Source organism: Siphonobacter sp. SORGH_AS_0500 (assembly GCF_002838835.1).
In the GTDB taxonomy this organism is placed as follows: Bacteria; Bacteroidota; Bacteroidia; order Cytophagales; family Spirosomataceae; genus Siphonobacter.
The window spans coordinates 73,919-98,969 of sequence record NZ_NHPP01000004.1 but is presented as its reverse complement, the minus strand read 5'-3'; the positions used below and the strand labels follow the sequence as shown (position 1 = coordinate 98,969).

Sequence of the window (25,051 nt, the reverse complement as noted above, 5' to 3'; positions counted from 1 at the left end):
TGGAGGCTGATTTGTGTTTTTAGCCGTTCATCCCTTTTTTGAGTAATTTGATGCAATAAAACAAGCCTTCTGCTTTAGATCGTTTAGCTTTGATTCATCAACAAATATCAGCCAGGTGTCCCATCCTTTACTCGAAACCCGCAATGTCTATAAACGTTATACCAGCCATACGGCTTTGGATAATGTTTCGCTAGACATCCCTCAAGGCCAGATTTTCGGTTTACTTGGTCCGAATGGAGCCGGTAAAACATCGCTCATTCGAATCATTAACCAGATCACGGCTCCCGATGAGGGCGAAGTGTTACTCAACGGCGAGCCGCTTCATCCCAAACATATCGCCGACATTGGTTATCTTCCCGAAGAACGCGGTTTGTACAAAAAATGCAGGTTGGCGATCAATTGATTTACCTGGCCCGGCTGAAAGGTCTTTCCCAACGCGAAGCCACTGAACGCCTCAAACGCTGGTTTATTAAATTCGACATCAAAGACTGGTGGGATAAAAAAGTAGAAGATTTGTCGAAAGGGATGGCTCAAAAATGTCAGTTCATTGCAACCATCGTTCACGAGCCTAAACTGGTTATTCTGGATGAACCTTTTTCCGGTTTCGATCCGATCAATGCCAACCTGCTGAAAGACGAAATTCTGGAATTAAAGCAGAAGGGGTCTACCATTATCTTCTCGACACACCGGATGGAATCCGTAGAAGAACTCTGCGATTCGATTGCCCTTATCAACCGATCAAAAGTAGTATTGCGGGGAGAAAAACGAGCCATCAAACGCCAGTTCATGGACAATACCTATACACTGGAATACGTCGGTTCTTTGGTTTTACCCTACTCTTACGAAATAATTTCCAAAACCGAACTGGAACCAAACGTCTACCGTACCAATGTTCGGATTGGTCCTGAAGGTAGTGTGAATGCCTTATTAGCTCAGCTAATTGACCAGGTGGAGCTGAAGTCTTTCAGCGAAAACGTGCCTTCTTTCAACGACATTTTCATTCGTGTAGTCGGCGAAACCGCTACGCAAGCCCTCATTCCTTAACCTGCTTTACCTTATGAATAAAATTCTCCTCATTCTCCAGCGGGAGTACATGACGCGGGTACGGAAGCGTTCTTTCTGGATTACTACGCTTATCACGCCCCTATTAATTACTGCCATTTACGCTATCCCGGCCCTGCTGTTTTTTGCAGGCGGCGATCTGAAAACGATTGAAGTTATTGATGAAACCGGGCTTTTCAAGGATAAATTCAAGAGCGGAAAAGACTACGCTTATACCTTTAAAAAAGCTCCTGTATCGCAGGCAAAAGCTGACCTTAAAAAAAATAAGGTGACGGCCCTGGTTCATATTCCGGCTGATATTATTGACCATCCAAACGGGCTGGAAATTTTTTCTGAAAAAAGCGTGGGCCTGAATTTACAGAACGACATTGAGAACATCGTTCAGGCCGAAGTTCGCAATCAGCGGCTCAAACGGGCCGGTATCGATACGCAAATCATTGAAGACAACCGGGTTAATGTCAATGCCGAAACCTACAGTTTAACCGAGGGACAGGAAAAATCGAGTAATACTGGCGTTTCAATGGGGTTAGGTTACGCCATTGCCCTGTTACTTTACTTCGTCGTTTTCTTCTCGGGATCACAGGTAATGAACGGGGTTATTGAAGAAAAAAGTAACCGCATCATTGAAGTAATCGTCTCTTCGGTTCGTCCGATAGAGTTGATGATGGGAAAAATCATCGGCGTAGGGTTGGTTGGATTAACCCAGTTTGTACTCTGGATCAGTTTAACAATTGCTATTTCCAGTGCTACGACGCATTTTCTGAAAGTCAAACTTGAATCGAAAGCCAAAACGGAATTGAGCAGTCAGGCCAGTCAAAAACAGGTGGAAGCCGCCGTGAAGCAAATGAGCGAAGCTGGCCCCGGTTCCAAAATCATGGGTATTATGGATACCATTGGCGATTTACCCTGGGCCAAAATCCTGACCTTATTCCTCTTTTATTACCTGGGCGGTTACCTCTTCTACAGTGCCTTATTCGCCGCCGTTGGTTCGGCAGTGGAAAGTCCGCAGGAAGGACAGCAGTTAATTTTCCCGGTAACGATGCCGCTCATTATCAGTATCATGCTGATGAGTTTCATCATCAATGAGCCAGATAGTAAAATTGCCTTCTGGGCTTCGATCATTCCGTTTACCTCCCCCGTCAATATGATGGCTCGCATTCCCTTTGGGGTCGAATGGTGGGAAATTGGGTTATCCATGGCTTTACTGGTGCTGGGCTTTATCGGTACGACCTGGCTCGCTGCCCGGATTTATCGCGTCGGAATTCTGATGTACGGTAAGAAGGTTACGCTAAAAGAACTATCCAAATGGATTTTCTATAAGGTCTAGTTTTCATAGCAAAAGTTCTTTAAAAACCATCTCCTGGTAGCCAACGTTTAGATTACTTAACAGATTTTAACGCCCCTAGCCCTATTGGTCGGGGGCTTTTTGCTATTTTTGGCCAATCTATCCCTACAACCATCATCCGTAATTAGATTATTTAGCATAAAACTACTTCATGAAAAATTTTCAGCGGCTCAATAACCTTCTGGGTTGGAGTGTCTTTGCCATTGCGTTGTTCACCTATGCCTCGACCGTTGAGCAAACCGCCAGTTTCTGGGATTGTGGTGAATTCATTGCATGTTCTTTTAAATTACAGGTACCCCACCCCCCCGGAGCACCCATCTTCCTGCTTCTGGGTAGAATGTTCGCACTGTTTGCCGGTAGTGACTTAACCCGCGTAGCATTCTGGATCAACATGATGTCCGTCATGGCTAGTGCCTTTACCATTTTGTTCATGTTCTGGACGCTCACCATGCTGGGTCGCAAGCTTTTCGATAAAAAAGCAGATCAACTGAGTTTGGGCGAAGGCATTGGCGTCTTAGGAGCCGGGATTGTGGGTTCTTTGATCTATACCTTTAGTGATACGTTCTGGTTTTCAGCCGTTGAGGCCGAAGTATACGCCATGTCATCCTTCTTTACTGCTCTGGTTTTCTGGGCCATGTACCGCTGGGAACTCATTGAAGACGAATCCGCCGCTAACCGATGGATCATTTTAATTGCTTATCTGACGGGTCTTTCCATCGGTATTCACTTACTAAACCTGGTTACGATTCCTTCTCTAGCTCTGCTATATTACTTCAAGAAGAAAGAAAAGCCTACGCTTTTCGGCGGGATTGCTGCCTTAGTTGTAGGTGTTGTGATTCTGGGTATTATCAATGCCGGTATCATTCCTGGCATTCCCGGTCTGGCCTTCTTCTTTGAAAAACTCTTCGCAAACTCCTTTGGATTACCTTATAACACGGGGGTTCTGTTCTTCGTAGTGGTCTTTTTCGGAGCCGTAATTTACGGCGTTATTTACGCTCAGAAGAAAAATAACCCTACCCTGAGCACAGCGGTTTTATCACTGGCGTTTGTACTAATTGGTTACATTTCCTACACGCAGGTACTGGTTCGGGCGAACTTTAATCCGCCAATCAACGAGAACAATCCTTCGGATGCCATCAGCTACCTGAGTTACCTCAAACGTGAACAATACGGAAGCCGCTCCTTAACTTATGGACCGCTCTTCACGGCTCGTGTAACGGACATTAAACGTGGCGACCCGATGTATAAAATGGAAGGCGGTCAATATAAAATTTATGACTACAAACCGGAATACGTGTGGGAAAAAGATCAGCAAATGCTTCTTCCCCGCTTGTGGTCTCAACAACCCGGCCATGCCCAGTTATACGCTTCTATTTTAGGATTACCTAAAGATCCTACTGATCAATCGCGTTACGTAAAACCGACGTTTGGACAGAACATTAGTTACATGTTCACCCGTCAGATGGGCTTTATGTACATGCGTTATTTCATGTGGAATTTCGCTGGTCGTGAAAGTGATTACGAGTGGGCCGACTGGACGCGTCCCGGCAAATCGAACCTTCCGGAAAGTATCGCCACTAACAAAGGCCACGACAATTTCTACATGTTGCCTTTGATTCTGGGATTGCTAGGATTTGTGCTCCAATTCTTACGTAAAGACAAAGACTGGCTCATCGTTGCCATCAGCTTTATTATGACGGGTCTGGCTCTGGTGGTATTCCTGAACTCTCCCCCAACCGAGCCTCGCGAACGGGATTACATCTACGTAGGTTCGTTCTATTTCTTTGCTCTATGGGCAGGTTTAGGTGTTATTGCTTTGCAACAGTTACTCAGTCGCGTTTCCAAGAATATGGTCACTACGGGTGGTTTAGCTTTCGTATTAACCATTGGCGTACCTATCATGATGGGTGCGAAAAGCTGGGATAACCACGATCGTTCGAACCGCTGGCATTCGGTCGATTTCGCGAAAAATCTGTTAAGCTCCTGTGCTCCGAACGCCATTCTGTTTACAGGTGGAGATAACGATACGTTCCCTTTATGGTACGTTCAGGAAGTAGAACATTTCCGTACGGACGTTCGGGTATGTAACCTTTCCTTATTAGGTACGGACTGGTATATCGAGCAGATGAAACGGAAGACGTATGAGTCTCAGCCCCTGCCGATTTCTCTGGAGATGGATAACTTCCGTACGGGTATTAACGATCAGATTCCTTTCTCTGAAAACCCGAACGTAAAAGATGGCATTGACTTACAGGAATATATTCAGTTGGTGAAACAGAATAACCCTGCTATTCAGGTACAGACTACCCTGGGCCAGATGAACGTGCTACCTTCGTCGGTATTCTCGCTGAAACTGGACTCGACGAAGATTCGTCAGATGGGAATCGTTTCTAAGGAATTCGAACCTCTGTTGAATAGCGACCGTCTTACCTGGAGTTATGGTCAGAGTGACATCACCAAGCCAGAGTTAATTCAGTTAGACATCATCGCTCATAACAACTTTGAGCGTCCGATTTACTTTGCTTCGACGTTAGGTTCACAAAGCTTCCTGGGTCTGAAAGAGTTTTTACAACTCGAAGGTTATGCGTATCGTCTGATGCCATTCAAAGTACCCGGTGCCCGTGACGGCTTCGTTAACTCGGACATTATGTACGAGAAAATGATGACGAAAATGGCTTGGCGTGAAATGAATAACCCGAAGGTTTATTACGACGAAACGTACCGGGGAGCTCCCGTAGTGTCGGCTCGTATTGCCTTTTATCGTCTAGCGAATCAACTGATTCAGGAAAACAAACTGGACAAAGCTAAAGCCGTTCTGAATCACTGTCTGGAAGTTATTCCTGACAAAGCTATTCCTTACGATCAGATTTCGGTAAGCTTCATCGGACCGCTGATTTCGGTAGGTGAAAAAGCAAAAGCTCTGCAAATGGCTCAAACGATCATGAAGCGTTGCGACGAAAACCTGAATTATTTCATTGAATCTAATGGCGATAGTCAGGACATTCGGGTTAACCTCTATGAAATGAATTTAGTAGTTCAGCAATTGCATGATGCCAAGCTGGAAAATGAAGCTAACAAATACGAACAGATGTTCAATCGCCAGTATCAGCGTCTAGGCAATCGTTTAGATGATGGTAGCGGTGCGGAATAATCAAGTTTTTGTGATCTATTAAAGGTAAAGACCCGCTCGTTGGCGGTCTTTACCTTTAATAGATCATATCTTAAAAGCTGTCTAAAATTTGTAACCGAAGACATTAATGCGAATCGGAATGCGTTTCTTCCCTTGGCTGTGAATGACAGGCTTGAGGGATAACGGCAGATGGAACCTGCCTTAGTCCCCGGATTCCATCCGGGGCTATCCATGTTTAACCCCTCCGGGGTTATTTGTTGTAAATTTATGATAACAACAATCCCAGCGGGGTTCAATATTCAAATAGCCCTGGATTCCATCCAGGGAAGCAACATTTATTAAAACCTTATTTTTAGAGAGACTCTTAAACTCCGTTCATTTTCCTTTTTCGCTGGCCCGGCCACGCTATTCGGTAAGCAAAGATTTTCTCCTTAATTCCATACTACCAACGAAAAGCTAATCCCTGCTGGGTTGTGTTCTCCGTTTTAAAGCCACGGTTTTCATACATACAAATCCGAAAGTCAATCGGTTAAGTAAACATAGGATAAGTAATAACCAAGCCGCTTGTAAAGCCTATTTTCGATTATCCCCCCAAAAAAATCCTAATAACTCTTCAATTCATTCTGAGTGATTTCAGGGCAGAAAGCTTCTAAAGCTTGCTTTTGTTCACCCAAGTTTTTAAGTCTAACCTTAGGAAAATGGAATTTTCTATATATCTTAGAATGTTCCTTAACATGAAAACCAATAACGTGAATTAGTGTGATTGTGCTTAGTGGGTTGCTTAACAAGTAGTTAGAACCACCTTTGTTTATTCACGTTTGTCATTATACCCGTTGCCTTATGATGGAACAACCTGAATTCGACGACCGCCCGGAAACAACACAGGATTCTGTGAGACGATTTGAGAATATGTTGAATAGTCGGGAAGATTCATTCTTTGATCTGGATACTTACGAGCAAATTGTTGAACACTATCTGGAAGAAGGCAAGTTAGAGGACGCTCTTAAAGCCTGCGAATACGGGTTATCTCAATATCCCTATTCATTAGAGTTGATGCTAAATCAGGCTCAGATTATGGCCAATTTTCAACGGTACGACGAAGCTCTCGATCTACTGGAACGTGCGGCCCTTTTCAATCCTCATGATTTAGACATTTTTTATCTCCGTAGTACGGTTTATGGCCTGATCGGCGACTATGAGCATGCCATTGAAATGCTCAAAGAAGTGCTCGATTACGCCGAAGAAAAAGATGAAGTGCATTACCACATTGGTCTGGCCTACCAGCAATGGGGAAAATTTGAAGAAGCCATTGAGCATTACCGCGAAGCCATTCACGGCGACTTGAGTAACGAAAATGCTTTATATGAGCTGGCAAACTGCCTCGATCAACTCGGTAAACTGGAAGAAAGCCTTCCCTATTACCTGGAGTTTACGGATCGTGATCCTTCTTCGTACAATGCCTGGTATAACCTCGGTATCGCTTATTCGAAACTGGAACGGTACGATGACGCTGCCGAAGCCTACGAATATGCTACGTATCTGAAGAAAAATTTTGCCTCGGCGTATTACAATCTGGGTAATACCTACATGAACCTGGATCGTTTTCAGGAAGCTCAGGAAGCTTACGAAAAAACGCTGGCGAATGAAGATCCAACGCCCGAAACCATTTGCTGTCTGGCCGCCAGTCTGGAAAAGCAAATGAAGTATGAAGAGGCCATCAAGCAGTATAAAGATGCCATTGCTCTGGATCAGTTGTGGGATGAAGGCTGGTACGGGGTGGGCGTTTGTCTGTATGAAATGAACAAATGGTTTCAGGCTCTACATTACCTGCGGAAAGCCCTGAACCTAAACAAGAAAAACGCCGATTACTGGCTCGCCGTAGCCGAAACGGAACAACGCATTGGAAATGCTTTTTCTTCGGAAGAAGCCTACAAAGCTGGTGTTGAAATTGCTCCTGAAGACGTTGAAATTTGGGTAAAATGGTCGCTCTTGTACTACGAACAGGGCGATTTTGATCAGGCCATCGACGTTATTAATCAGGCTCTGGACGAATGCCCGGATGAAGGGGAATTGTATTATCAGTTAACTGTTTACCTGATTCATAACGGCAAATTTCGCGAAGCCTTTTTATACCTGGAAACGGCCCTTACGCTTAATTACGACATGCACATTATGCTGTTCGAATACTTCACCAGTTTGGAGACGCAGAAGGCTCTTTACAAAATCATCGAGCAGTATAAGAAGGAGTAATAACCTGTTAGTTATCAACCAAAGACCCGGACTATAATCCGGGTCTTTTTTTGTGCTCTGTAAAAAAACGGTACAAGACCCATGATTTAGAAGCCTTCTCCAATTGATGAAATAACGGCAGGTCCTCTAAACTGTCATCTCGAATGAAGTGAGAGAGCTTCAGTGGACTGGGTCAGTGTTGGGGTTGTTAACGTTTCCTCATCACTAAGCTAATCCGCAAACGCAATAAGATCCTTCGCTTCGCTCTGGATGACAGGCTTGGAGTATGAATACTTCACCCAACTACCCTCACTAACAAAGTGAGAGGCTAATGCATGGTTTCCCTATTACATAGACCATTTTTAAACGCTGGTAGAGATTTTTAGGTAAAATATTTATTCATTAACTATTAAATATATTCATTTAAACTGTTTTTACTTATTTTAAGTTAATATATTTACACAAATATTATAAATATGAATTTAATCAGGGCCAGCGAAAAACTACAAATTCTTGCCGATGCAGCTAAGTATGACGTCTCCTGTGCATCCAGCGGAGGCAATCGCAAGAATGAGAATAAGGGTTTGGGCGACAGCAAAGCTAATGGCATTTGTCATTCGTTCACGGAAGATGGTCGCTGCGTGTCCCTGCTGAAGATTCTCTTAACCAATCACTGTATTTACGACTGTGCCTTCTGCGTTTCACGAAAAAGTAACGATGTGCAGCGGGCCGCTTTTACGGTCGAAGAAGTCGTTGATTTAACAATCAACTTCTATCGTCGGAATTACATCGAAGGATTATTTCTGAGTTCCGGCATTTTCAAGAATGCGGATTATACAATGGAGCGACTGCTCCGTATTGTCAAGAAACTTCGAATTGAGGAGCGTTTTAATGGCTATATTCACCTTAAAACCATTCCCGGAGCCAGTGAGGAACTGATTCAGGAAGCGGGCCTTTACGCTGACCGGATGAGTATTAACCTAGAAATGCCAACGGAGGCGGGTTTGAAACTGGTGGCTCCCGAGAAAAGCCACGAAGACGTAAAGAAGCCGCTGCATTTTGTTAATCAGCAAATTCAGATCTATAAGGCAGATACCAAACTGATCAAAAGTACACCTAAATTCGTTCCGGCGGGGCAAAGTACTCAAATGGTTGTGGGAGCCACACCCGAATCGGACCTGGAGGTTATGTATACCGCCGATCGCTTTTACAAAGACTATTCGCTGAAACGAGTCTATTATTCAGGTTACGTTCCCATTCGGGAAGACGACCGTTTGTTACCTTCCATTGGGAGTCAGCCTCCCTTACTGCGGGAAAATCGTTTGTATCAAACCGATTGGTTACTACGATTTTACCGATTCCGGGTGGAAGAAATTCTCAATGAGGCTCACCCCAATCTCGAAACTGAAATTGACCCCAAACTAAGCTGGGCTTTACGGAATCTGCACGAATTTCCCATTGACATCAATAAGGCTGAGTACGACATGATTCTTCGCGTACCGGGTATTGGCGTAGGCTCTGCTCAGAAAATCATTGCCGCTCGTCGCTTTGGGCAGTTACGCACGCATCAATTGCAAAAACTTGGCATTGCTTATAATCGGGCCAAATATTTCATCCGTTGTGCGGATACGCCTTTTCTTTCAAAAGACTGGCAACCTACGCAAATCAAAAACTTCATTTTGGGCAATAGCCACGGGAAGTTTCAGAAAGCCGCTACGCAGCAGTTAAGCCTGTTTTAGATGGAAACTTATGTTTTTGACGATACGCTGGAAGGGTTGTTAACCCTGATCTTCGATTGGTATAATCGCAAGCCGGGGGCTATTCTGGTTAACTCCGAAAAGCATTACCAGCCAAGTGCGTTTAATCCGGCGTATGTTGTTAGTACTGATGCTGAAAAAGCTACCCGCGTGGCTACGGGTTTACAGAAAAAACTGACGAACGCGGGTTGGCGAAATTTTTACTGCACCTTTCTGTCTGAGTTACCCGAAGCCTTTCAGCACCTTTTTCAGTTTGCCGTTTACGTCTTCAGCGACGTAGAAAATCCAGAAGATAATTATGGGAATGACTCCGTTTTATACGTAACTCAGATGGCCCGAAAAGTAGAGCGGGAAAAGCATCACCTGGAAGCCTTCATTCGTTTTCAGCAAACCAGCGATGGGATGTATTATGCCCCGGTAGAGCCAAAGTACAACGTTCTGCCACTGATTGCCAAACACTTCAAAGACCGTTATGCCGATCAGCCCTGGGTTATTTATGACCACCAGCGGCGGTACGGTCTTTATTATGACCTGCGAAACCTGGAACTTATTAACATTGATTTCCAGAAGCATAACACCAGTAATCTCCCCGCTCCCATTTCTGAGGAGACGAATGAAGAAATGTATCAGTTGCTGTGGAAGGATTACTTCAAAAGCACCAACATCGCTTCCCGACGGAATATTAAACTACAAGTTCGAAGCATGCCCCGCCGCTTTTGGCGGTATTTAACGGAGAAGCAGGTTTATTAGGCAATCATTCGTCTTCATTACTTTCAGCGAGTGGGTTTTCATAATTAGCCAGAGCCGATTGCACGCATTTGATCATTCGACTACGTAACAAACGAGGTCTTATTACTTTCAGCTTTCCACCAAAGCCTAATAATTCCCGCTCCAGTTCAAAGTTAAGAACCACCTTAATTCGAAAAATGGAACCCGTTTTGTCTCTGGAAATTAGCTCTTGTGACGCATGAATCGGCTTGGTGATTACATACGGGGCATTCGTCGGATCTACCCAGAAAACCACTTCACAGCTTTTTTGTCCCGGCGTTTTGGTTACCCCGACTACATCCGAGTAAAAAGTCTTCAAATCCAGTGAGTCATTCTCGCGGTAAGTTTCTTTTTTATCCTCTTCCAGATTTTGAATACGGTCTAATGCCAGGGTTAAAATGGGTTTCTGTTTTTGATGCGATTGCCCCAATACAAACCAACGGTTTCGGTATTCTTTCAGTAAAAAAGCACTAAAACAAAACGTAGCGGGTTGCCGGGCCCGGAAAGACTGATAGGTCATGCACAAAGTCGTCTTGTTAACAATCGCTTTCCGAATGGTTTCGATGTAATTCAAGCCGACCAAGTGGTCATTTTTCTCAAAATCAACAACGGGCGAACTACTCGTCTGCTGGGTATAAATCTTGTCTTCCAGTTTACTCACCATTTCCCGTAAATCGACGAAGTGATGGAAGCCTTTGAATTGCTGTAATAAGCCCGCAACTTCACTCAATACCTGCATATCCTGAGCATTTAGCGGAATGTTGGTAATGCTGAAATTCTTATCCGCATATGTGTAATACTTCCGATCAACGACGATAATGGGAGCTTCATACCCCAGCTTCGAGCTTCGCATCATCTCAAGGTCGGCCTGAACTGTCCGGCGACTCACGCCTTTTTCAATTCCCTGAAATTCGTACAAAGCTTCTGAACAAGCGTCCATTAGATTGTCCAGCGTCCATTTACGATATCGGTTTTGCAGACATTGATCAATGGTTCGGTAACGGATAAGAGCGTTGCGATTGAGGGGCATCGAAAAAAATTTTCAGAAAAATAGAAAATAATTTCTACTACGCACAAAGACTGCGTAGTCACCCAAAACCTTTGTATCACCAAAGCAAAACAATACAGGTTATGAAATTCAATACAACTACTAGAAACAACCAGGTAACCCTGAATCACGAAGGGGCTAAAGCGTACCGCATGGATTCAGCGATGGCATTGTATTCGGCTGTAGTAACCTGGTCCTTGAATGATACGTTCTACGAAAAGAATGACGAGCGGCTTATTCGAATTCGCCATCTGATTGCTCTAAACAAACCAGGTTTCGTAGCTCAGTTAGCGATTTACGCCCGCCATGAAATGCACATGCGTTCCGTTCCGCTGGTATTACTTACAGAGCTAGCCCGAATTCATTCCGGCGATAATACCGTAGCTCGGGCAACCGAAAAAGTCATTACCCGGGCTGACGAAATCACGGAATTACTAGCTTGCTATGAGACGTTAAATAAGCGAGAAGGATTTAAAAAACTGAATCGTTTATCCAAGCAGATGCAGAAAGGGCTGGCTGCGGCATTTAATCGTTTCGATGAATATCAGTTTGCGAAATACAATCGGGATACAACCATTAAGCTTCGGGATGCCTTGTTTCTGGTTCACCCCAAAGCTAAAAACCAGCAGCAACAAGAGTTATTCAATAAGATTGCAGCTCATACGCTTGCCATACCCTACACCTGGGAAACGGAATTATCACAGCTGGGCCAGCAGAAATTTGAAACGGAGAAAGAAAAGACCATCGCGTTTCGTCAAAAATGGGAAGAGCTCATCGATAGTAATAAGCTGGGGTACATGGCTTTATTACGTAACCTGCGGAATATTCTGCAAGCTGGAGTGTCTTATGCTCACCTTAAGAAGGTAACACAAACCTTATCCAATGGCGAGCAGGTGGCTCGCTCCAAACAATTTCCCTTCCGATTCTTATCGGCCTATCGTGAATTGTTAAACCTGAAGAGTTCTTTGAATCAGAATAAAACTGGATGGAAAGGCTCTGGAATGGACGAGGTTACCTTGAGGAAGTACTAGACAGTCTGGAAAGTGCTGCCCAGCACAGTGCGAAAAACTTTCGTGGTTTCGATGAAAATACCCGCGTTCTACTGGCCTGTGACGTGTCGGGCTCGATGCAGCGACCTATCTCACCGCAGTCTAAAATATTACTGTACGACATTGGGTTAATGCTAGCCATGATGTTACAATCCCGCTGTGAAAATGTACAGGTGGGCATGTTTGGAAATACCTGGAAACGCATTCCAGTTCCCACACGTAATATTTTGTCAAACGTTCAGGAGTTTTACAAACGCGAGGGTGAAGTGGGTTATGCCACGAACGGGCACCTGGTTTTGAAGGAGTTACTGGAACGGAAAGAAAAAGTGGATAAAATCATGTTCTTCACCGACTTACAACTCTGGAACACCGGTACCGGTAATGAACCCATGTCTCGACTCTGGAAACAATATAAGGCTAACGTTCATGCCGAGGCTCGCTTATATCTGTTCGATTTGAATGGCTACGGTCAGGTTCCTTTGAAGATGCTTGATCATGAGGTCTGCCTGATTGCAGGCTGGAGTGACAAAATTTTCGGGGTTCTGGCCGCACTGGAAGACTATGAATCAGTTATTGAAAATATTCGAATTTATAGTTGAGAGATCGCTGTTCATTACTTTCCATTAACCCGCAACTATCAACTCAGAAATTAAGGATGTCGTAGAGATGGGTTACTTCGTAGCACTTAGGGGGTGGGCATTATGACTTCGGTCAGGATGGAGGTTCGAGTCCTCATTACGGTCCCCCGACCCAAATCGCTTGTTACTCCTTATCTATTGCATACCATGAACTTACTAATCCAAGAACAGATTGCTAAGGTTTTCACTGTTCACAAGGGAATTCCGCTGTTCTACATTGAAAGTGGGAGTCGGCTTTGGAATATAGCCAGTCCCAATAGTGACTACGACGTGCGGGGATTTCACCTCCAATCGCAGGAGCAATATTATGATTTCAGAAAGCACCAGGATGTCATTGAAGTCATGGATGGAGATTTCGATTTTGTCTCTTATGATCTGGACAAAATGTTTGGGTTATTGGCCCAAGGGAATCCAAACACCTATGAATGGATTCGGGCACATTTGATTTACTTCAATACCCTACCCGACTGGTCATCTTTTAGCAAAGAGCTAACGAATCACCTGAATTTCAGCAATTTGTATTATCATTACTTCTCGCTGGCTAAGACGCATTGGAAGTTGCTCGCATCAGGTAATAAATTCACGTATAAAGTAGTTTTTTACTGCCTGCGTGGGTTATTATCCGCCGATATCGCCCGCCAAGGTATTCTGCCAGAGCTTACAGTCGAAAAGCTTTTCGATCAGTTCGACACTAACTTTCCCGTATTGAGCATGGCGAAGGAAAGCCTCGAACGTAAGCAGCAGGAACTTGAAACACAGGAAGTGGCTGAAGCAGAAAGAGGTTGTATGGTCAGAGTTATCCAGGAATATATGAGTAGTATGGAATCGAATCAACCGCGTCGGGAGGGTAAGGCGGAGCCGTTGGAAAGGATGTTAAGAGAGTATAACTTCCAGCTCAAAAACCAGTTTTATCGTTAATTACCTTCAATCAGCTCTTAAGGATGTCGTAGAAACGGGTTACTTCTTGGTTAGCGTTGAGACGCTGGTTTCAACGGAGGTTCGAGCCCTCAAATCCCCTTATCAAACATTACTCCTTACTATAGGGCTGCTCAGTACTCCGCAGGTGTCGTCAGGGAGTGTTTCATCGGGTCGCCGGTTCGAACCCGGCCCTGAAATTTATCAGGTAGCTCAGTTGGTTAGAGCAGATCATTTCCCTACTTATTACCCTGCATCCTTTGTAAAGGTGCCGTAAAGCAGTGATCCTTCGGTTAGAACGTCCTAGAAACAGGAAGGTCGCCGGTTCGAGTCCGGCCTTTGTAGTTCAGTTTTAAGCACTGTTTGCCTATTGCCCTTTCATTTTAATAAATAAAAATACTTAAATTACTGTACGGAATATTTATTTTATTACCTTGTGGAACGAGTTATTTAACTACGTTAAGTGACTTACTTTGGTATTCTTCCACACTAACTTAACTTTATATCTGATTACTCGTATGACACTTAGATTCAAGAGTAAGGCTATATCCCCTAATAATAAATCAATTTATTTAATCTGCTTCATATTATTATTAAATTTTCTATTCTTCATATATTATTTCATTTCTCCAGTTCCCTTTGGAGATGATTTACCCACTATTTATGAATTCTTACTAAAGCTCCATAACTCCAGTTCTTTATCAGAAAAAATTCAGCTTATGATCAGCAATAATTTTGTTGAACATAAGCTTTTATTTTTTACTATTCTTGTATCTATTCTTTACGGCATTACGGGTAAAATATCTTTGCCACTATTCGCCTTATCGGCGGGATTAGCCTGGACGAGTATCTTTTTCTTCTACCAGCGTTGGATTAAATCCTTTCCAAGGATCTGGTTACTTAGCATTACATTCGTATTAGTTTCTCTCGCCTCCTACCAAGCCATTTTCTGGACGATGGCTGGACTGCAACATTTGGGAGTAACCTTTATGTGCTTTCTAACTATTTATCTTCTATGTAAAGTTGAAAAGCTCTCAGTATACTCGTTTCTTCCTGCGGTTGTAGCGGGTATGATATGTACCTTTTCTTCGGGGAATGGAATGGCCGTCTGGCCCGCTGGCTTTCTGGCTTTATTACTTTTAAAAAACTATAAGGCTCTCATGGGGTGGGTGGTTAGTTCTGCCTTAGGAATTGGTTTATACCTTAGCCATGTCACGCTGAAAGAAACCCCTTCTGGCAGTAAAATTTCTGGCATTTTTGACAATCTACCTACTAAAATTCTGAATATCATTACAGGCTTGGCAGGAGCTACTTACTTTGATTACAGCTCTTTAGATCTTTCTGATTCTGAACCAGTTATATCATTTTTTTATCCAGCTATCTATATTGGTTTATTTATTATCATTTGTTTCATTCTTGTACTTCTTAAGGCTTATCAGAGAACGGATCGTGATGCTATCGCAGTCGTTTCCGTTTCTTTATTTATGTTCATAACGTTTGCTTTTATTACCATTGGAAGATCTTCAGAAGGGATATTCGTTATCTTTAAAAGTCGATATTATCCTTATTCCATTATTGCTCTGGCTAATATGCTATTTTGCGTAGCTTACCTTACTTATAACAATCGCAATAAGCATATTTTTGCTTATGTTTTTTTAGTCTTCAGTTCATTGCTATGGGGAGTATGTCAATTCAGTAGTTATATAAACCTATTAAATCAGCGTAATTTGTTAAGTACTGGCTATATTAATTTTATGGTCAATAAAAATTGGCTAATATATCAACCTAGTGCATTTTACGAAAATTATTATAATACGTTTTTTAACCAAGAAAAGGCACCTCTCGTTACCTTACCCAAATATGATATTCTGACTGCTTTTCAAAATAAGAAGATCACAAACCAGGGTTTCCACAAATGCTTACTTGTACAAAGTAATAATTCGTTTAGTAGTCCATTTATTTCGGTACAGGTCTATAATGGAGAAGCTCCGGGTATTTTAAAAAAAGACGAAGGATACGCTATAGTAATGGCTTCTGAAATGGATACTATTTTTCTACCAACACAATTACTTAGAAATTCTCTCAAACAACTTTTACTTACTGGAAAAGTCACTCGCAAGGGGTATGTAGTCAATACTCCCTTAAGAAAAGGAAGCTTTCCTGAAGGTACTTATCAATTGCATCAGTTTTATTTTAATAACCAAGAAGGCAGACTAAATCCTCAAAGCGAGGGAACCATCCACTTTCAATGACTAGGACATGGTGGTTAAGACGCCGAGTAACTGTTCTGTCCGGATGTCTTTCCCGCATTTAAAATGCCCTTCGGGGCATTCTTTGTATCCATGAATGCCGCAGGGACGACAGGTTAGTTTTTCGTCAACTTCTACGATACTGGAAACCTCTGACAGCGGGCCAAAGCCAAATGTGGGGACGGTCGAACAAAAAATGGCCGTTGTAGGAGCATTAACCGCTGAGCATAAGTGCATCGGACCCGAATCGTTCACATAATTCATTACGGCTCCTTTCATCAAAGCCGCTGATTCCAGGAGACTTAACTTCCCCGCCAACGATTCAACCTTCTCCCGATTGGCCGCTTTCTGAATTCGCTCCACTAATTCCCGATCACCGGGGCCACCTAGTAAATAAATCTGTAAATGCGAGGGCAACTGTTGAATCAGTTCCACCCATTTTTCTTCTGGATATTGTTTCGTAAACCAAACCGACGAAGGTGCCAGACAAACGTAAGGACTGGTAGGCTGAAGGGATAATTCGAAAGGGTACAATCGCGGCGGAAAAACCTGAGCATCTGTAAGCCAAGAAATCAGATCCGTATTTCTCTCTACTTCGTGCGGACCATCAAAGCGGTGCTGGATTTTTTTTGAAAACAGAAAACTAAGTGGGTTTTTGTCAAAACCAACCGTCGTTTCTGCCCCGGAAAAGGCCGTTAACAAGCCCGTGGCACCAAATCGCTGAATATTAATGGCATACTGATACTTCCGGGAACGAATCGTCTTGAGAAGCTTCCAAAGACTGGCGTACTTACTCGACTTTTTATCCCAAATCAGCGTTTCGTGCAAGTAGGGATGGTTTTTCAGCAGACTTTCATTTCCTCGTCTGACCAAAAAATCAATCTCAGCTTCGGGGAAATGATAATGGATTTTTTCAAGCAACGAGGTCGCCAGAATTACATCCCCAATAAAAGCCGTTTGAATCACCAGAATTTTCATCCTGCAAAGTTCGTCAAGAAAAAACAATGCTCCTTGTGGTTTTTATACTTCTCTGCTGATCAGTAGTACTGATCAGCCCTTCACATTTGTTTATTATTTGATTTCCAATCAGTTATTCATTCCTTCTTATATTTGCAGCTGCTTAAAAGTTTGAAATGAATGGGAGCCGCACAAATACTTCTTCCGCATAAAAACTTACTCAGGCAATATCATCCTATTCAAATACCATTATTAACTATTAACATTTTGCTTTAATGTCGGTTAACTTTGAGTAATATACACCCGCTTACTCTTCTTTACGACAATTGTATTCTCTCATCAAAGAGATAGGAGGAAGATGAAAGGATTCCTTTCACAGCGAAATGTGGCCCTGATTATCAATGGAAGAATACCAATTACATACTTTACCCAACGGGATAAGAATTGTACACAAGCAGCTTACACATACGCAGATTGCTCACGTGGGCATCATGCTCGATATTGGTTCTCGGGACGAACAGCCTCATCAGCAGGGTCTCGCTCATTTCTGGGAACACATGGCTTTCAAAGGCACCGAACGGCGTAGTAACCTTCAGATCATTAATCGCCTGGAAAACGTAGGCGGCGAATTGAACGCGTACACGACCAAGGAAAAAATCTGCTTTCATGCCTCGGTTCTAACGGAGCATTTCGATAAGGCTCTGGATCTGATCACTGATATCACGTTCCATTCTTCTTTTCCTGAGAAGCAGATCGAACGCGAACGTAATGTCATTCTGGAAGAAATTTCTATGTATTATGATTCGCCGGAAGATGCCATTCAGGACGATTTTGATGGACTGATTTTTACTCAGCATCAGCTAGGAGCCAATATTCTGGGTGACGCCGATAGCCTGAAACGTTACAAACGCGAGGATTTCCAGGAATTCATTGCTCAGAATATTGATACTGAAAAGATCATCGTTTCGTCGGTTAGTAAACTACCTTTCAAAAAAGTAGTAGCTCTGGCCGAACGACTACTGAAGGATATTCCCGCCAAGAAAACCCAGCGAATTCGTCAGGCTCCTACCCTTTACACGCCTCAAAGCCAAACCGTTCGCCGGAACATTACCCAGGCTCAGGTGGCGATAGGCCGTCAGTCGTATGCTCTGGAAGACCCTAAACGTCTCCCCTTTTTCTTTCTGGTTAACCTACTCGGCGGCCCCGGTATGAATTCCCGGCTGAACCTTTCCGTTCGTGAAAAATATGGTCTGGTTTATGGAATAGATGCTCAGTATACACCGTTTACCGATACGGGTTATTTTGGCATTTACTTTGGCACGGAAGCCAGTCAGCTCAACAAGACCCATTCCCTGATTCAGAAGGAGCTCAAAACGTTACGCGAAAAGCCTCTAACAGCCAATCAGTTACACATTACCAAGCAACAATTAATGGGGCAGCTGGCCATGTCTGAAGAGGGTAACATGAGTTATATGCTAATGATGGCCAAGAGCCTGCTGGATACCCATCGGATTGAATCGCTGGAAAATCTTTTTGGGCATATTAAAGCCATTACGGCTCAGGAATTACAGGACTTAGCGAACGAAATGTTTGACGAACAACAATTCTGTAGCCTTACTTTTTTACCAGAACATTGATAAATGTTCAATGTTCTGGTAAAATTACCTAGTAAATCATGTCATTTGTGAGAAGGTTTTCCCTAGTTTTGTTTTAGAATGTATTTTATTGATCAGGAAATAGAGGCCTATTCAGAAGTTCACACCAGCCCGGAAAGTGATCTTCTCAAGAGGCTCAATCGGCAGACACACGTGAAAATTCTTCACCCCCGAATGCTGTCAGGGCATTTTCAGGGACGGATGCTGTCGATGATTTCATGGATGGTTCGCCCAAAAGTTGTGCTTGAAATTGGAACATACACGGGTTACTCGGCCCTGTGTTTTGCGGAAGGTCTGGCGGAAGGCGGGAAAGTCATTACCATGGATATTAAGGCCGAGCTGGAACCTTTTGTCCGGGAATTTCTGGATCAGTCTGATTATAAAAACCAGATTGATTACCGGCTGGGGAATGCCCGCGACTTAATACCCGATCTGGACGAAGTCTTCGACATTGTCTTTATCGATGCAGATAAACCCAGTTATTCCACCTACTATGATCTGACGATTGATCGGGTACGGCCCGGCGGCTGGATCATTGCTGATAATGTACTCTGGAGTGGAAAAGTAGCTCAGGCCAACGCAAAAATTGATAAAGACACGCAGCATCTTCTGGATTTTAATGCGAAAATTCAGAAGGATGATCGCGTTGAAAATATATTATTACCTATTCGTGATGGCTTGATGGTCGTACGAAAAAAATAATTCTGCATTTTTACCTTCCGATAGTAATCTTTTGAATCGTTAGGGTTCAGGTCTTCGTTATAGAAGACAACGCTTAACCAGATCAACCATGATTAGAGGTATCCTTATTCTTGCGTTTACTCTTATCCTAAACGCATACGCTTCTGCCCAGCTTTTTCAGGCCCCCACGCGGCTTACCTTTGCAAATGTCAACGTAAAACTCGACGCCGGAGCCCAGCAAATAGTCCAAACCGACGTTTATGCCCTTTTGTCGAACCGGACCACCCTCAACACACGCCTGGATCGGGCTTCTCTTTACTTTCCGATCGTTGAAAATATCCTTTCGGAAGAGAAAGTCCCCAATGATTTTAAATACCTGGTTTTGCAGGAAAGTGGCCTCGCTCCCGATGCTGTTTCCACTTCCAATGCCGTAGGTTTCTGGCAGTTCAAGAAAGAAACGGCTACGGATTACGGCTTGCGTGTGGACGATGAAATAGATGAACGCAAGAATATTCATGCTTCTACGCGGGCAGCAGCTAATTATTTAAAGAAAAATAATACAGCCTTAAATAACTGGATTTCAACCCTTTATTCCTATTACTTAGGCCTAGGCGGCGTTCGGTCACTGGTACCAACGGAATGGAATGGAGCAAATGAAATAACACTTACTGACAAAACGGATCGTTATATTCTGCGTTGCCTGGCTCACAAACTAGTGTATGAAAACGAGTTACGCGGATACCGCACCAGCCAAACGCCTTTCTACGAATACAAGGCCAGCGGTGGAAAAACTTTTACGCAAATTGCCGATCAGCTCGGGGTGGACGAAGTAGAATTACGTCGGTATAACCGTTGGGTGGGCGGCTCAAAAATTCCCCAGGATCGCCCTTATACCATGCTGGTGGTAGTGGACAACAACCGTCCTGCTGCCCTTGCTTCCAATCAGTCGGCTCCACCCGTAGCAGTTTCGCAAACGACTACTCCTTCGGCTAATCGCACAGCTACGGCAGCGGCAGCCCGGAAAGCGAAAGCCCGAGAGCCTGAATTTCCGGTTCTGAAACGCATTACCCCCCCCTCCAATCGTGCTTCCAGCGGTCCTGTTTACTATCAGATTAATGGTAGAGATGGAATTCTTGCTCAGGATGGAGATACCTACGAAACTATCGCTAAACGTGCGGACATCCGGGCGGGTCGTTTTCTATCCATTAACGACATGGAAGAGGATGACAAAATTGTAGGAGGTAAAGTATATTATATTCAGAAAAAAGCTAAAAGTGCACCCGTTGAATTCCATACGTTACAACACGGAGAAACAGCCTGGGATGTCTCTCAAATGTATGGCATTCGTTTGAGCTTCCTGTTAAGGAAAAACCGCATTGCTTCTGCTACCGAACCTCTGCAACCAGGCCGGGTATTGTGGATGAAGAAACGCCGCCCCTGCAAAACAGCGATTGAAGTCGTTCCTTTACCAGAGCCGGAAAAAGCGAAAGAGGAGACTCCTATCTTAGCCGAGACTCCAGTTACAACCTCTACCCCTCCTGTGACGACTCCCGCAACAGACGTAGCCGTAACGGTTCCTACAACGCCTACTCAGCCTCAGACCAACTCAGGTCGGGTGGTATTGGTGGATGAAAATGGTCAGGTAGTATCCGGTAACCCCTCCGCTACACGTCCGGTTCAACCCAGCACTAGCCAACCAGTACGGACGGAACCAACCCGAACGCAACCAGAAGTAGTGAGTCGTCCTGTTACTAATCCCAACAAATTCCCCACTACGCCTGGTGAAGAAGACGCTCCGGTAACCCCTCGTCAACCTGCCGTTCGTACAGAAGCCGCTTCCGAAAGCTACCACACGGTTGAATCGGGAGAAACGTTCTACGCTATTGCTCGTAAGTACAACATGAAGCCCGATGAGTTACTGGAACTAAACGGGCTGAAAAGTTATCCTTTACTTAAAAAGGGTGAGAAAGTGCTGGTGAAAGGTACCCCCGTAACCAATCCCATTCGCGTGGAAGAAACAGCCGTGGCTCCCGTTCGCGAAGCAACTCCTTCCTCCGAAAGTAAACCAGCTTATCACGTTGTTAAATCAGGTGAAACGTTCTTCGCTATTGCCAGAAAATACAACATGAAGCCCGAAGAATTGAGAGACCTGAACGGCTTGCAAGCATTTCCTCAGGTAAATGTTGGCGACCGCTACGTATTACGGGCCGGTGCCGCTCGTCCCGCCACCAGCAGCATCCCTGCCAATACTACTACTGGAGAGTGGCGTTACCACACCGTTCAACAAGGGGAAACCATGTTTAGTATTGCCCGTCAGTATGATATAAAAGTGGATCAAATTCGCTCCTGGAATAACATGTCAGGCACAGACATGATTCGCACAGGTCAACGGTTAAAGATCAAAAACAAATAATTACCCGTCTGCGTGAACGCAGGCCCTCCGACAAGTGTTAATTTTGATAGCGGGAATCATTTCCCGCTATTCTTTTTAGTGGACTTTCCACCCTAACGAGCATGATACTGATTGATAATACCGTCATTTCAGACGACATCGCAGACCAATATTTCGTTTGTGATCTTCTTAAATGCAAGGGAGCCTGTTGCGTAGAGGGCGACCTCGGAGCTCCGCTTTCAATGGATGAATTACCTAAGCTGGAAGAAGTATACGAACAGGTGAAACCTTACCTTTCGGAGATAGGCATCAAAACCATTGAAGAGCAGGGCGTATACGTTGAAGATTGGGAAGGCGATTATTCTACGCCCGTGATTGAAGGTCGGGAATGTGCGTATGCGGTTTATGATCAGAAAGGCATTTTAAAATGTGGCATTGAACAGGCTTATCTGGACGGTAAGATCAACTGGAAAAAACCCATTTCCTGTCATTTATACCCTATTCGGGTCACAAAATATGAGCAGTATGATGCCCTGAACTACGACCGCTGGCACATTTGTTCACCAGCCTGTGAACACGGAGCAGCCCTGAAGGTGCCCGTCTATAAATTTCTGAAAGATCCGCTGATTAGTGCTTATGGCGAAGCTTGGTACGAAGAACTCTGCCGGGAAATTCAGGATCGCCTGGACGCGAAGCATGAATCTTAATGAATCATTACCCGATAAAGTGAATACCCGCCTAAAAGGTGTGATTATTTACTCTTTTATTACCTTACTACACGATGCCTTCTTCAGACGCTTTTCAGGATATTTATGAAGTAGTAAAACTTATTCCTCCCGGACGAGTAACCAGCTACGGGGCTATCGCCGAATACCTTGGTTCAAAAGGGGGAGCAAGACTGGTGGGTTGGGCGATGAATGCCTGCCATCACCTCTCCGACGTTCCGGCCCACCGCGTGGTAAATCGGAATGGCGTACTCACCGGGAAGCATCATTTTGGAGGAAATCGGATGCAGGAGTTACTAGAGGCCGAAGGAGTCGAAGTAAAAAACGACCAGATCCAGGATTTCAAAAATCGCTACTGGATACCGAAGGATGAGTTATTATAGTTAGCCGTTGTTGGTTTTTAGTTATTTAGATCACTAGGGCCTCTCTAAACGAAACATCCCGAAAGTTAAAACTTTCGGGATGTTTCGTTTAGAATAACCAATAACTAAACCGCGAAGCTTTCGCCGCAACCGCAGGTGCGAGAGGCATTAGGGTTGAAGAAGACAAAACCTTTTCCGTTCAGCCCGCCTGAGTATTGTAATTCGGTGCCAGCCAGATAAAGAATCGACTTGCGATCTACCATTACTTTCACTCCTTTATCTTCAAATACCATATCGCCTGCTTCCGGCTCAGAAGAAAAATTCAGATCGTACATCAGACCTGAGCATCCGCCGCCTTTCACGGCTACCCGTACGCTAAAGTCTTCCGTAAGACCGTCTTTCTTGCGTAATTCTATGATTTTATCAGCTGCTTCCTGAGATACCGTTACCATATTTATTGATAAAATAAGAAGGTTAAAACTTCTATTGTTGATTTCTTCCTACAAATTTACTTCCGAAATCCGAACAGTCATAGACTGTAATAGGTTTCCTGAGTACGGAATTTTACCAGTTCCTATCTAAAGAATTTGACACTTTCGGTCATCGATCGATTTATTTTTCTTTCAGCCATGCACTACTATAACCATATTATTGAGACTATCGGCAATACGCCGCTTGTCAAACTCAACAAAGTTACCAAAGGAATTTCAGGGACTATTCTTGTAAAAGTAGAATACTTCAACCCCGGTAACTCCGTGAAAGACCGCATTGCTCTTCGGATGATTGAAGACGCCGAAGCAGCGGGCATTCTGAAACCGGGCGGAACCATTATTGAGGGAACTTCGGGTAACACGGGTATGGGTCTGGCTCTGGCCGCTGTCGCGAAGGGCTATAAGTGTATTTTCACGATGGCCGATAAACAGTCCCAGGAAAAAATCGATATTCTACGGGCCGTGGGGGCTGAAGTGGTGGTTTGCCCCACGAATGTAGAACCCGATGATCCGAGAAGTTATTACTCGGTAGCCAAGAAATTAAATCAGGATATTCCGAATTCGTTTTACCCCAATCAGTACGACAACCTTTCCAATTCGGCGGCCCATTACGATACCACGGGTCCCGAAATCTGGTCGCAAACGGGTGGCGAAATCACGCACTTTGCGGCGGGCGTAGGTACGGGCGGAACGATCTGCGGAACAGCTAAATTTCTGAAAGAAAAAAAGGCAGACGTCGTAACCGTCGGTCTGGATACTTACGGCTCAGTTTTCAAAAAGTATAAAGAGACGGGCGAATTTGATCCGCATGAAATTTACCCCTACCTCACGGAGGGCATCGGTGAAGACATTTTGCCGAAAAATGTAGATTTTAATCTTATCGACCATATCCTCAAGGTAACCGACAAAGACGCCGCCATCATGGCTCGCCGACTGGCCCGGGAAGAAGGTTTATTCGTCGGCTGGAGCTGCGGAACAGCCGTTTACGGAGCTTTGGAGTACGCTCGGGAGCATTTGAAAGAAGACGACGTGATGGTCATTCTACTCCCCGACCACGGCACGCGTTACCTGAATAAGATTTACAATGATAACTGGATGAAAGACCATGGGTTCCTGGAAAGCCGCTCCTTCGCTACCGCCCGCGATCTCATCCGCATTCGTCACCGCAACACGCCACTCATTACCCTTCCCCAGCAGGCACGCGTAAGCGAGGCGATCCGCCTGCTCAATCGCGACGGCATCAGTCAGATTCCGGTGGTTGATGAAACGGGTAACTTCGTGGGCAGTATCTCAGAATCGACGATCCTATCATTACTGATTCAATCGCCGGACATTAAGGAATTACCCATTCAGGAAATTATGGAGAAGCCTTTCCGCTTTGTGGGCTTTCACGACACCATCGACGTTTTAGCTTCGCTAATCGATAAAGACAACAAGGCCCTACTCGTTCGCGACGAAGTTGATCGCGTTCACATCATCACTCAGGCCGATTTATTACTGGCGATGACTAATTAAGTATTTATAAGAAATGATCTACGAAAGGGAGGCTTATCGGCCTTCCTTTTTTGCTAAATATCGCTTTCATTTGGGCGACGATT

At 44.2% G+C, this 25,051-nt stretch carries 18 protein-coding genes, 1 tRNA gene and 1 pseudogene; 17 read left to right on the top strand and 3 right to left on the bottom strand.

What is annotated here, in order from left to right:
• Positions 1–115 precede the first annotated feature (115 nt).
• The 6 genes and pseudogenes from BWI96_RS05775 (at position 116) to BWI96_RS05750 (ending at position 10,273) form a co-directional block, all read left to right on the top strand.
• Positions 116–1,044: pseudogene (locus BWI96_RS05775) on the top strand (ABC transporter ATP-binding protein).
• 13 nt (positions 1,045–1,057) lie between these two features.
• A complete protein-coding gene (locus BWI96_RS05770) occupies positions 1,058–2,389 on the top strand; it encodes an ABC transporter permease (protein WP_106635739.1) in 1,332 nt (443 codons plus the stop codon).
• Between the two features lie 169 nt (positions 2,390–2,558).
• Positions 2,559–5,558 (top strand): DUF2723 domain-containing protein, encoded by a 3,000-nt coding sequence (locus tag BWI96_RS05765; protein ID WP_106635738.1) that lies wholly within the window; start codon positions 2,559–2,561, stop codon positions 5,556–5,558.
• Between the two features lie 819 nt (positions 5,559–6,377).
• Positions 6,378–7,787 (top strand): tetratricopeptide repeat protein, encoded by a 1,410-nt coding sequence (locus BWI96_RS05760; protein WP_307143514.1) that lies wholly within the window; start codon positions 6,378–6,380, stop codon positions 7,785–7,787.
• A 455-nt stretch (positions 7,788–8,242) separates the two neighbouring features.
• Positions 8,243–9,505 carry a putative DNA modification/repair radical SAM protein gene (locus tag BWI96_RS05755; protein WP_106635737.1) on the top strand — a complete coding sequence of 421 codons (1,263 nt, stop codon included), beginning with the start codon at positions 8,243–8,245 and terminating at the stop codon, positions 9,503–9,505.
• Positions 9,506–10,273: a TIGR03915 family putative DNA repair protein gene (locus tag BWI96_RS05750; RefSeq protein ID WP_106635736.1), complete on the top strand. Its 768-nt coding sequence runs from the start codon at positions 9,506–9,508 to the stop codon at positions 10,271–10,273.
• Positions 10,274–10,277: 4 nt separating this feature from the next.
• On the opposite strand, the gene BWI96_RS05745 is transcribed toward BWI96_RS05750, so the two are convergent.
• Entirely contained in the window at positions 10,278–11,321 is a 1,044-nt protein-coding gene (locus BWI96_RS05745) for a YafY family protein (RefSeq protein ID WP_106635735.1), read from the bottom strand.
• Positions 11,322–11,422: 101 nt separating this feature from the next.
• Between BWI96_RS05745 and BWI96_RS22165 the strand changes: the two genes are divergently transcribed.
• From BWI96_RS22165 to BWI96_RS05730, 5 genes are all read left to right on the top strand, one after another.
• Positions 11,423–12,370 carry a TROVE domain-containing protein gene (locus BWI96_RS22165; RefSeq protein ID WP_232793590.1) on the top strand — a complete coding sequence of 316 codons (948 nt, stop codon included), beginning with the start codon at positions 11,423–11,425 and terminating at the stop codon, positions 12,368–12,370.
• Positions 12,325–12,987 carry a hypothetical protein gene (locus BWI96_RS22160; protein WP_232793589.1) on the top strand — a complete coding sequence of 221 codons (663 nt, stop codon included), beginning with the start codon at positions 12,325–12,327 and terminating at the stop codon, positions 12,985–12,987. The genes BWI96_RS22165 and BWI96_RS22160 overlap by 46 nt, the downstream gene beginning before the upstream one ends.
• Positions 12,988–13,173: 186 nt before the next feature.
• Positions 13,174–13,944 (top strand): DNA polymerase beta superfamily protein, encoded by a 771-nt coding sequence (locus tag BWI96_RS05735; protein ID WP_106635734.1) that lies wholly within the window; start codon positions 13,174–13,176, stop codon positions 13,942–13,944.
• Positions 13,945–14,151: 207 nt separating this feature from the next.
• Positions 14,152–14,279, top strand: a tRNA-OTHER gene (locus tag BWI96_RS21445).
• 180 nt (positions 14,280–14,459) lie between these two features.
• The gene (locus BWI96_RS05730; protein ID WP_157830227.1) at positions 14,460–16,193 is read left to right on the top strand and encodes a DUF1097 domain-containing protein; all 1,734 of its coding nucleotides are present in this window, start codon (positions 14,460–14,462) and stop codon (positions 16,191–16,193) included.
• On the opposite strand, the gene BWI96_RS05725 is transcribed toward BWI96_RS05730, so the two are convergent.
• A complete protein-coding gene (locus BWI96_RS05725) occupies positions 16,194–17,168 on the bottom strand; it encodes a glycosyltransferase family 9 protein (protein WP_106635732.1) in 975 nt (324 codons plus the stop codon).
• Between the two features lie 380 nt (positions 17,169–17,548).
• On the opposite strand from BWI96_RS05725, the gene BWI96_RS05720 reads away from it, so the two are divergent.
• The 5 genes from BWI96_RS05720 to BWI96_RS05700 all read left to right on the top strand — a co-directional run bounded on the left by BWI96_RS05720 (position 17,549) and on the right by BWI96_RS05700 (position 22,983).
• Positions 17,549–18,784, top strand: a complete 1,236-nt coding sequence (locus BWI96_RS05720) for a pitrilysin family protein (RefSeq protein ID WP_106635731.1) — start codon at positions 17,549–17,551, stop codon at positions 18,782–18,784.
• 78 nt (positions 18,785–18,862) lie between these two features.
• Complete coding sequence (locus BWI96_RS05715; RefSeq protein ID WP_106635730.1) at positions 18,863–19,504, top strand: O-methyltransferase; 642 nt, start codon at positions 18,863–18,865, stop codon at positions 19,502–19,504.
• Between the two features lie 88 nt (positions 19,505–19,592).
• Complete coding sequence (locus BWI96_RS05710) at positions 19,593–21,896, top strand: LysM peptidoglycan-binding domain-containing protein (protein WP_106635729.1); 2,304 nt, start codon at positions 19,593–19,595, stop codon at positions 21,894–21,896.
• A gap of 101 nt (positions 21,897–21,997) precedes the next feature.
• A complete protein-coding gene (locus BWI96_RS05705) occupies positions 21,998–22,582 on the top strand; it encodes a DUF3109 family protein (RefSeq protein WP_106635728.1) in 585 nt (194 codons plus the stop codon).
• A gap of 74 nt (positions 22,583–22,656) precedes the next feature.
• A complete protein-coding gene (locus BWI96_RS05700; protein ID WP_106635727.1) occupies positions 22,657–22,983 on the top strand; it encodes an MGMT family protein in 327 nt (108 codons plus the stop codon).
• Positions 22,984–23,087: 104 nt separating this feature from the next.
• Here the strand turns inward: BWI96_RS05700 and BWI96_RS05695 are convergent, their stop codons facing one another.
• Positions 23,088–23,414 carry an iron-sulfur cluster assembly accessory protein gene (locus BWI96_RS05695; protein ID WP_106635726.1) on the bottom strand — a complete coding sequence of 109 codons (327 nt, stop codon included), beginning with the start codon at positions 23,412–23,414 and terminating at the stop codon, positions 23,088–23,090.
• Between the two features lie 177 nt (positions 23,415–23,591).
• Here BWI96_RS05695 and BWI96_RS05690 point away from each other — a divergent pair, with 177 nt between their 5' ends.
• Entirely contained in the window at positions 23,592–24,968 is a 1,377-nt protein-coding gene (locus BWI96_RS05690) for a cystathionine beta-synthase (RefSeq protein WP_106635725.1), read from the top strand.
• Positions 24,969–25,051 lie beyond the last annotated feature (83 nt).

Bases quoted from the DNA above. Each gene is read 5' to 3' on its own strand.
- BWI96_RS05770 (WP_106635739.1), top strand. From the start codon at position 1,058: ATGAATAAAATTCTCCTCATTCTCCAGCGGGAGTACATGACGCGGGTA.
- BWI96_RS05765 (WP_106635738.1), top strand. From the start codon at position 2,559: ATGAAAAATTTTCAGCGGCTCAATAACCTTCTGGGTTGGAGTGTCTTT.
- BWI96_RS05760 (WP_307143514.1), top strand. From the start codon at position 6,378: ATGATGGAACAACCTGAATTCGACGACCGCCCGGAAACAACACAGGAT.
- BWI96_RS05755 (WP_106635737.1), top strand. From the start codon at position 8,243: ATGAATTTAATCAGGGCCAGCGAAAAACTACAAATTCTTGCCGATGCA.
- BWI96_RS05750 (WP_106635736.1), top strand. From the start codon at position 9,506: ATGGAAACTTATGTTTTTGACGATACGCTGGAAGGGTTGTTAACCCTG.
- BWI96_RS05745 (WP_106635735.1), bottom strand. From the start codon at position 11,321: ATGCCCCTCAATCGCAACGCTCTTATCCGTTACCGAACCATTGATCAA.
- BWI96_RS22165 (WP_232793590.1), top strand. From the start codon at position 11,423: ATGAAATTCAATACAACTACTAGAAACAACCAGGTAACCCTGAATCAC.
- BWI96_RS22160 (WP_232793589.1), top strand. From the start codon at position 12,325: ATGGAAAGGCTCTGGAATGGACGAGGTTACCTTGAGGAAGTACTAGAC.
- BWI96_RS05735 (WP_106635734.1), top strand. From the start codon at position 13,174: ATGAACTTACTAATCCAAGAACAGATTGCTAAGGTTTTCACTGTTCAC.
- BWI96_RS05730 (WP_157830227.1), top strand. From the start codon at position 14,460: ATGACACTTAGATTCAAGAGTAAGGCTATATCCCCTAATAATAAATCA.
- BWI96_RS05725 (WP_106635732.1), bottom strand. From the start codon at position 17,168: ATGAAAATTCTGGTGATTCAAACGGCTTTTATTGGGGATGTAATTCTG.
- BWI96_RS05720 (WP_106635731.1), top strand. From the start codon at position 17,549: ATGGAAGAATACCAATTACATACTTTACCCAACGGGATAAGAATTGTA.
- BWI96_RS05715 (WP_106635730.1), top strand. From the start codon at position 18,863: ATGTATTTTATTGATCAGGAAATAGAGGCCTATTCAGAAGTTCACACC.
- BWI96_RS05710 (WP_106635729.1), top strand. From the start codon at position 19,593: ATGATTAGAGGTATCCTTATTCTTGCGTTTACTCTTATCCTAAACGCA.
- BWI96_RS05705 (WP_106635728.1), top strand. From the start codon at position 21,998: ATGATACTGATTGATAATACCGTCATTTCAGACGACATCGCAGACCAA.
- BWI96_RS05700 (WP_106635727.1), top strand. From the start codon at position 22,657: ATGCCTTCTTCAGACGCTTTTCAGGATATTTATGAAGTAGTAAAACTT.
- BWI96_RS05695 (WP_106635726.1), bottom strand. From the start codon at position 23,414: ATGGTAACGGTATCTCAGGAAGCAGCTGATAAAATCATAGAATTACGC.
- BWI96_RS05690 (WP_106635725.1), top strand. From the start codon at position 23,592: ATGCACTACTATAACCATATTATTGAGACTATCGGCAATACGCCGCTT.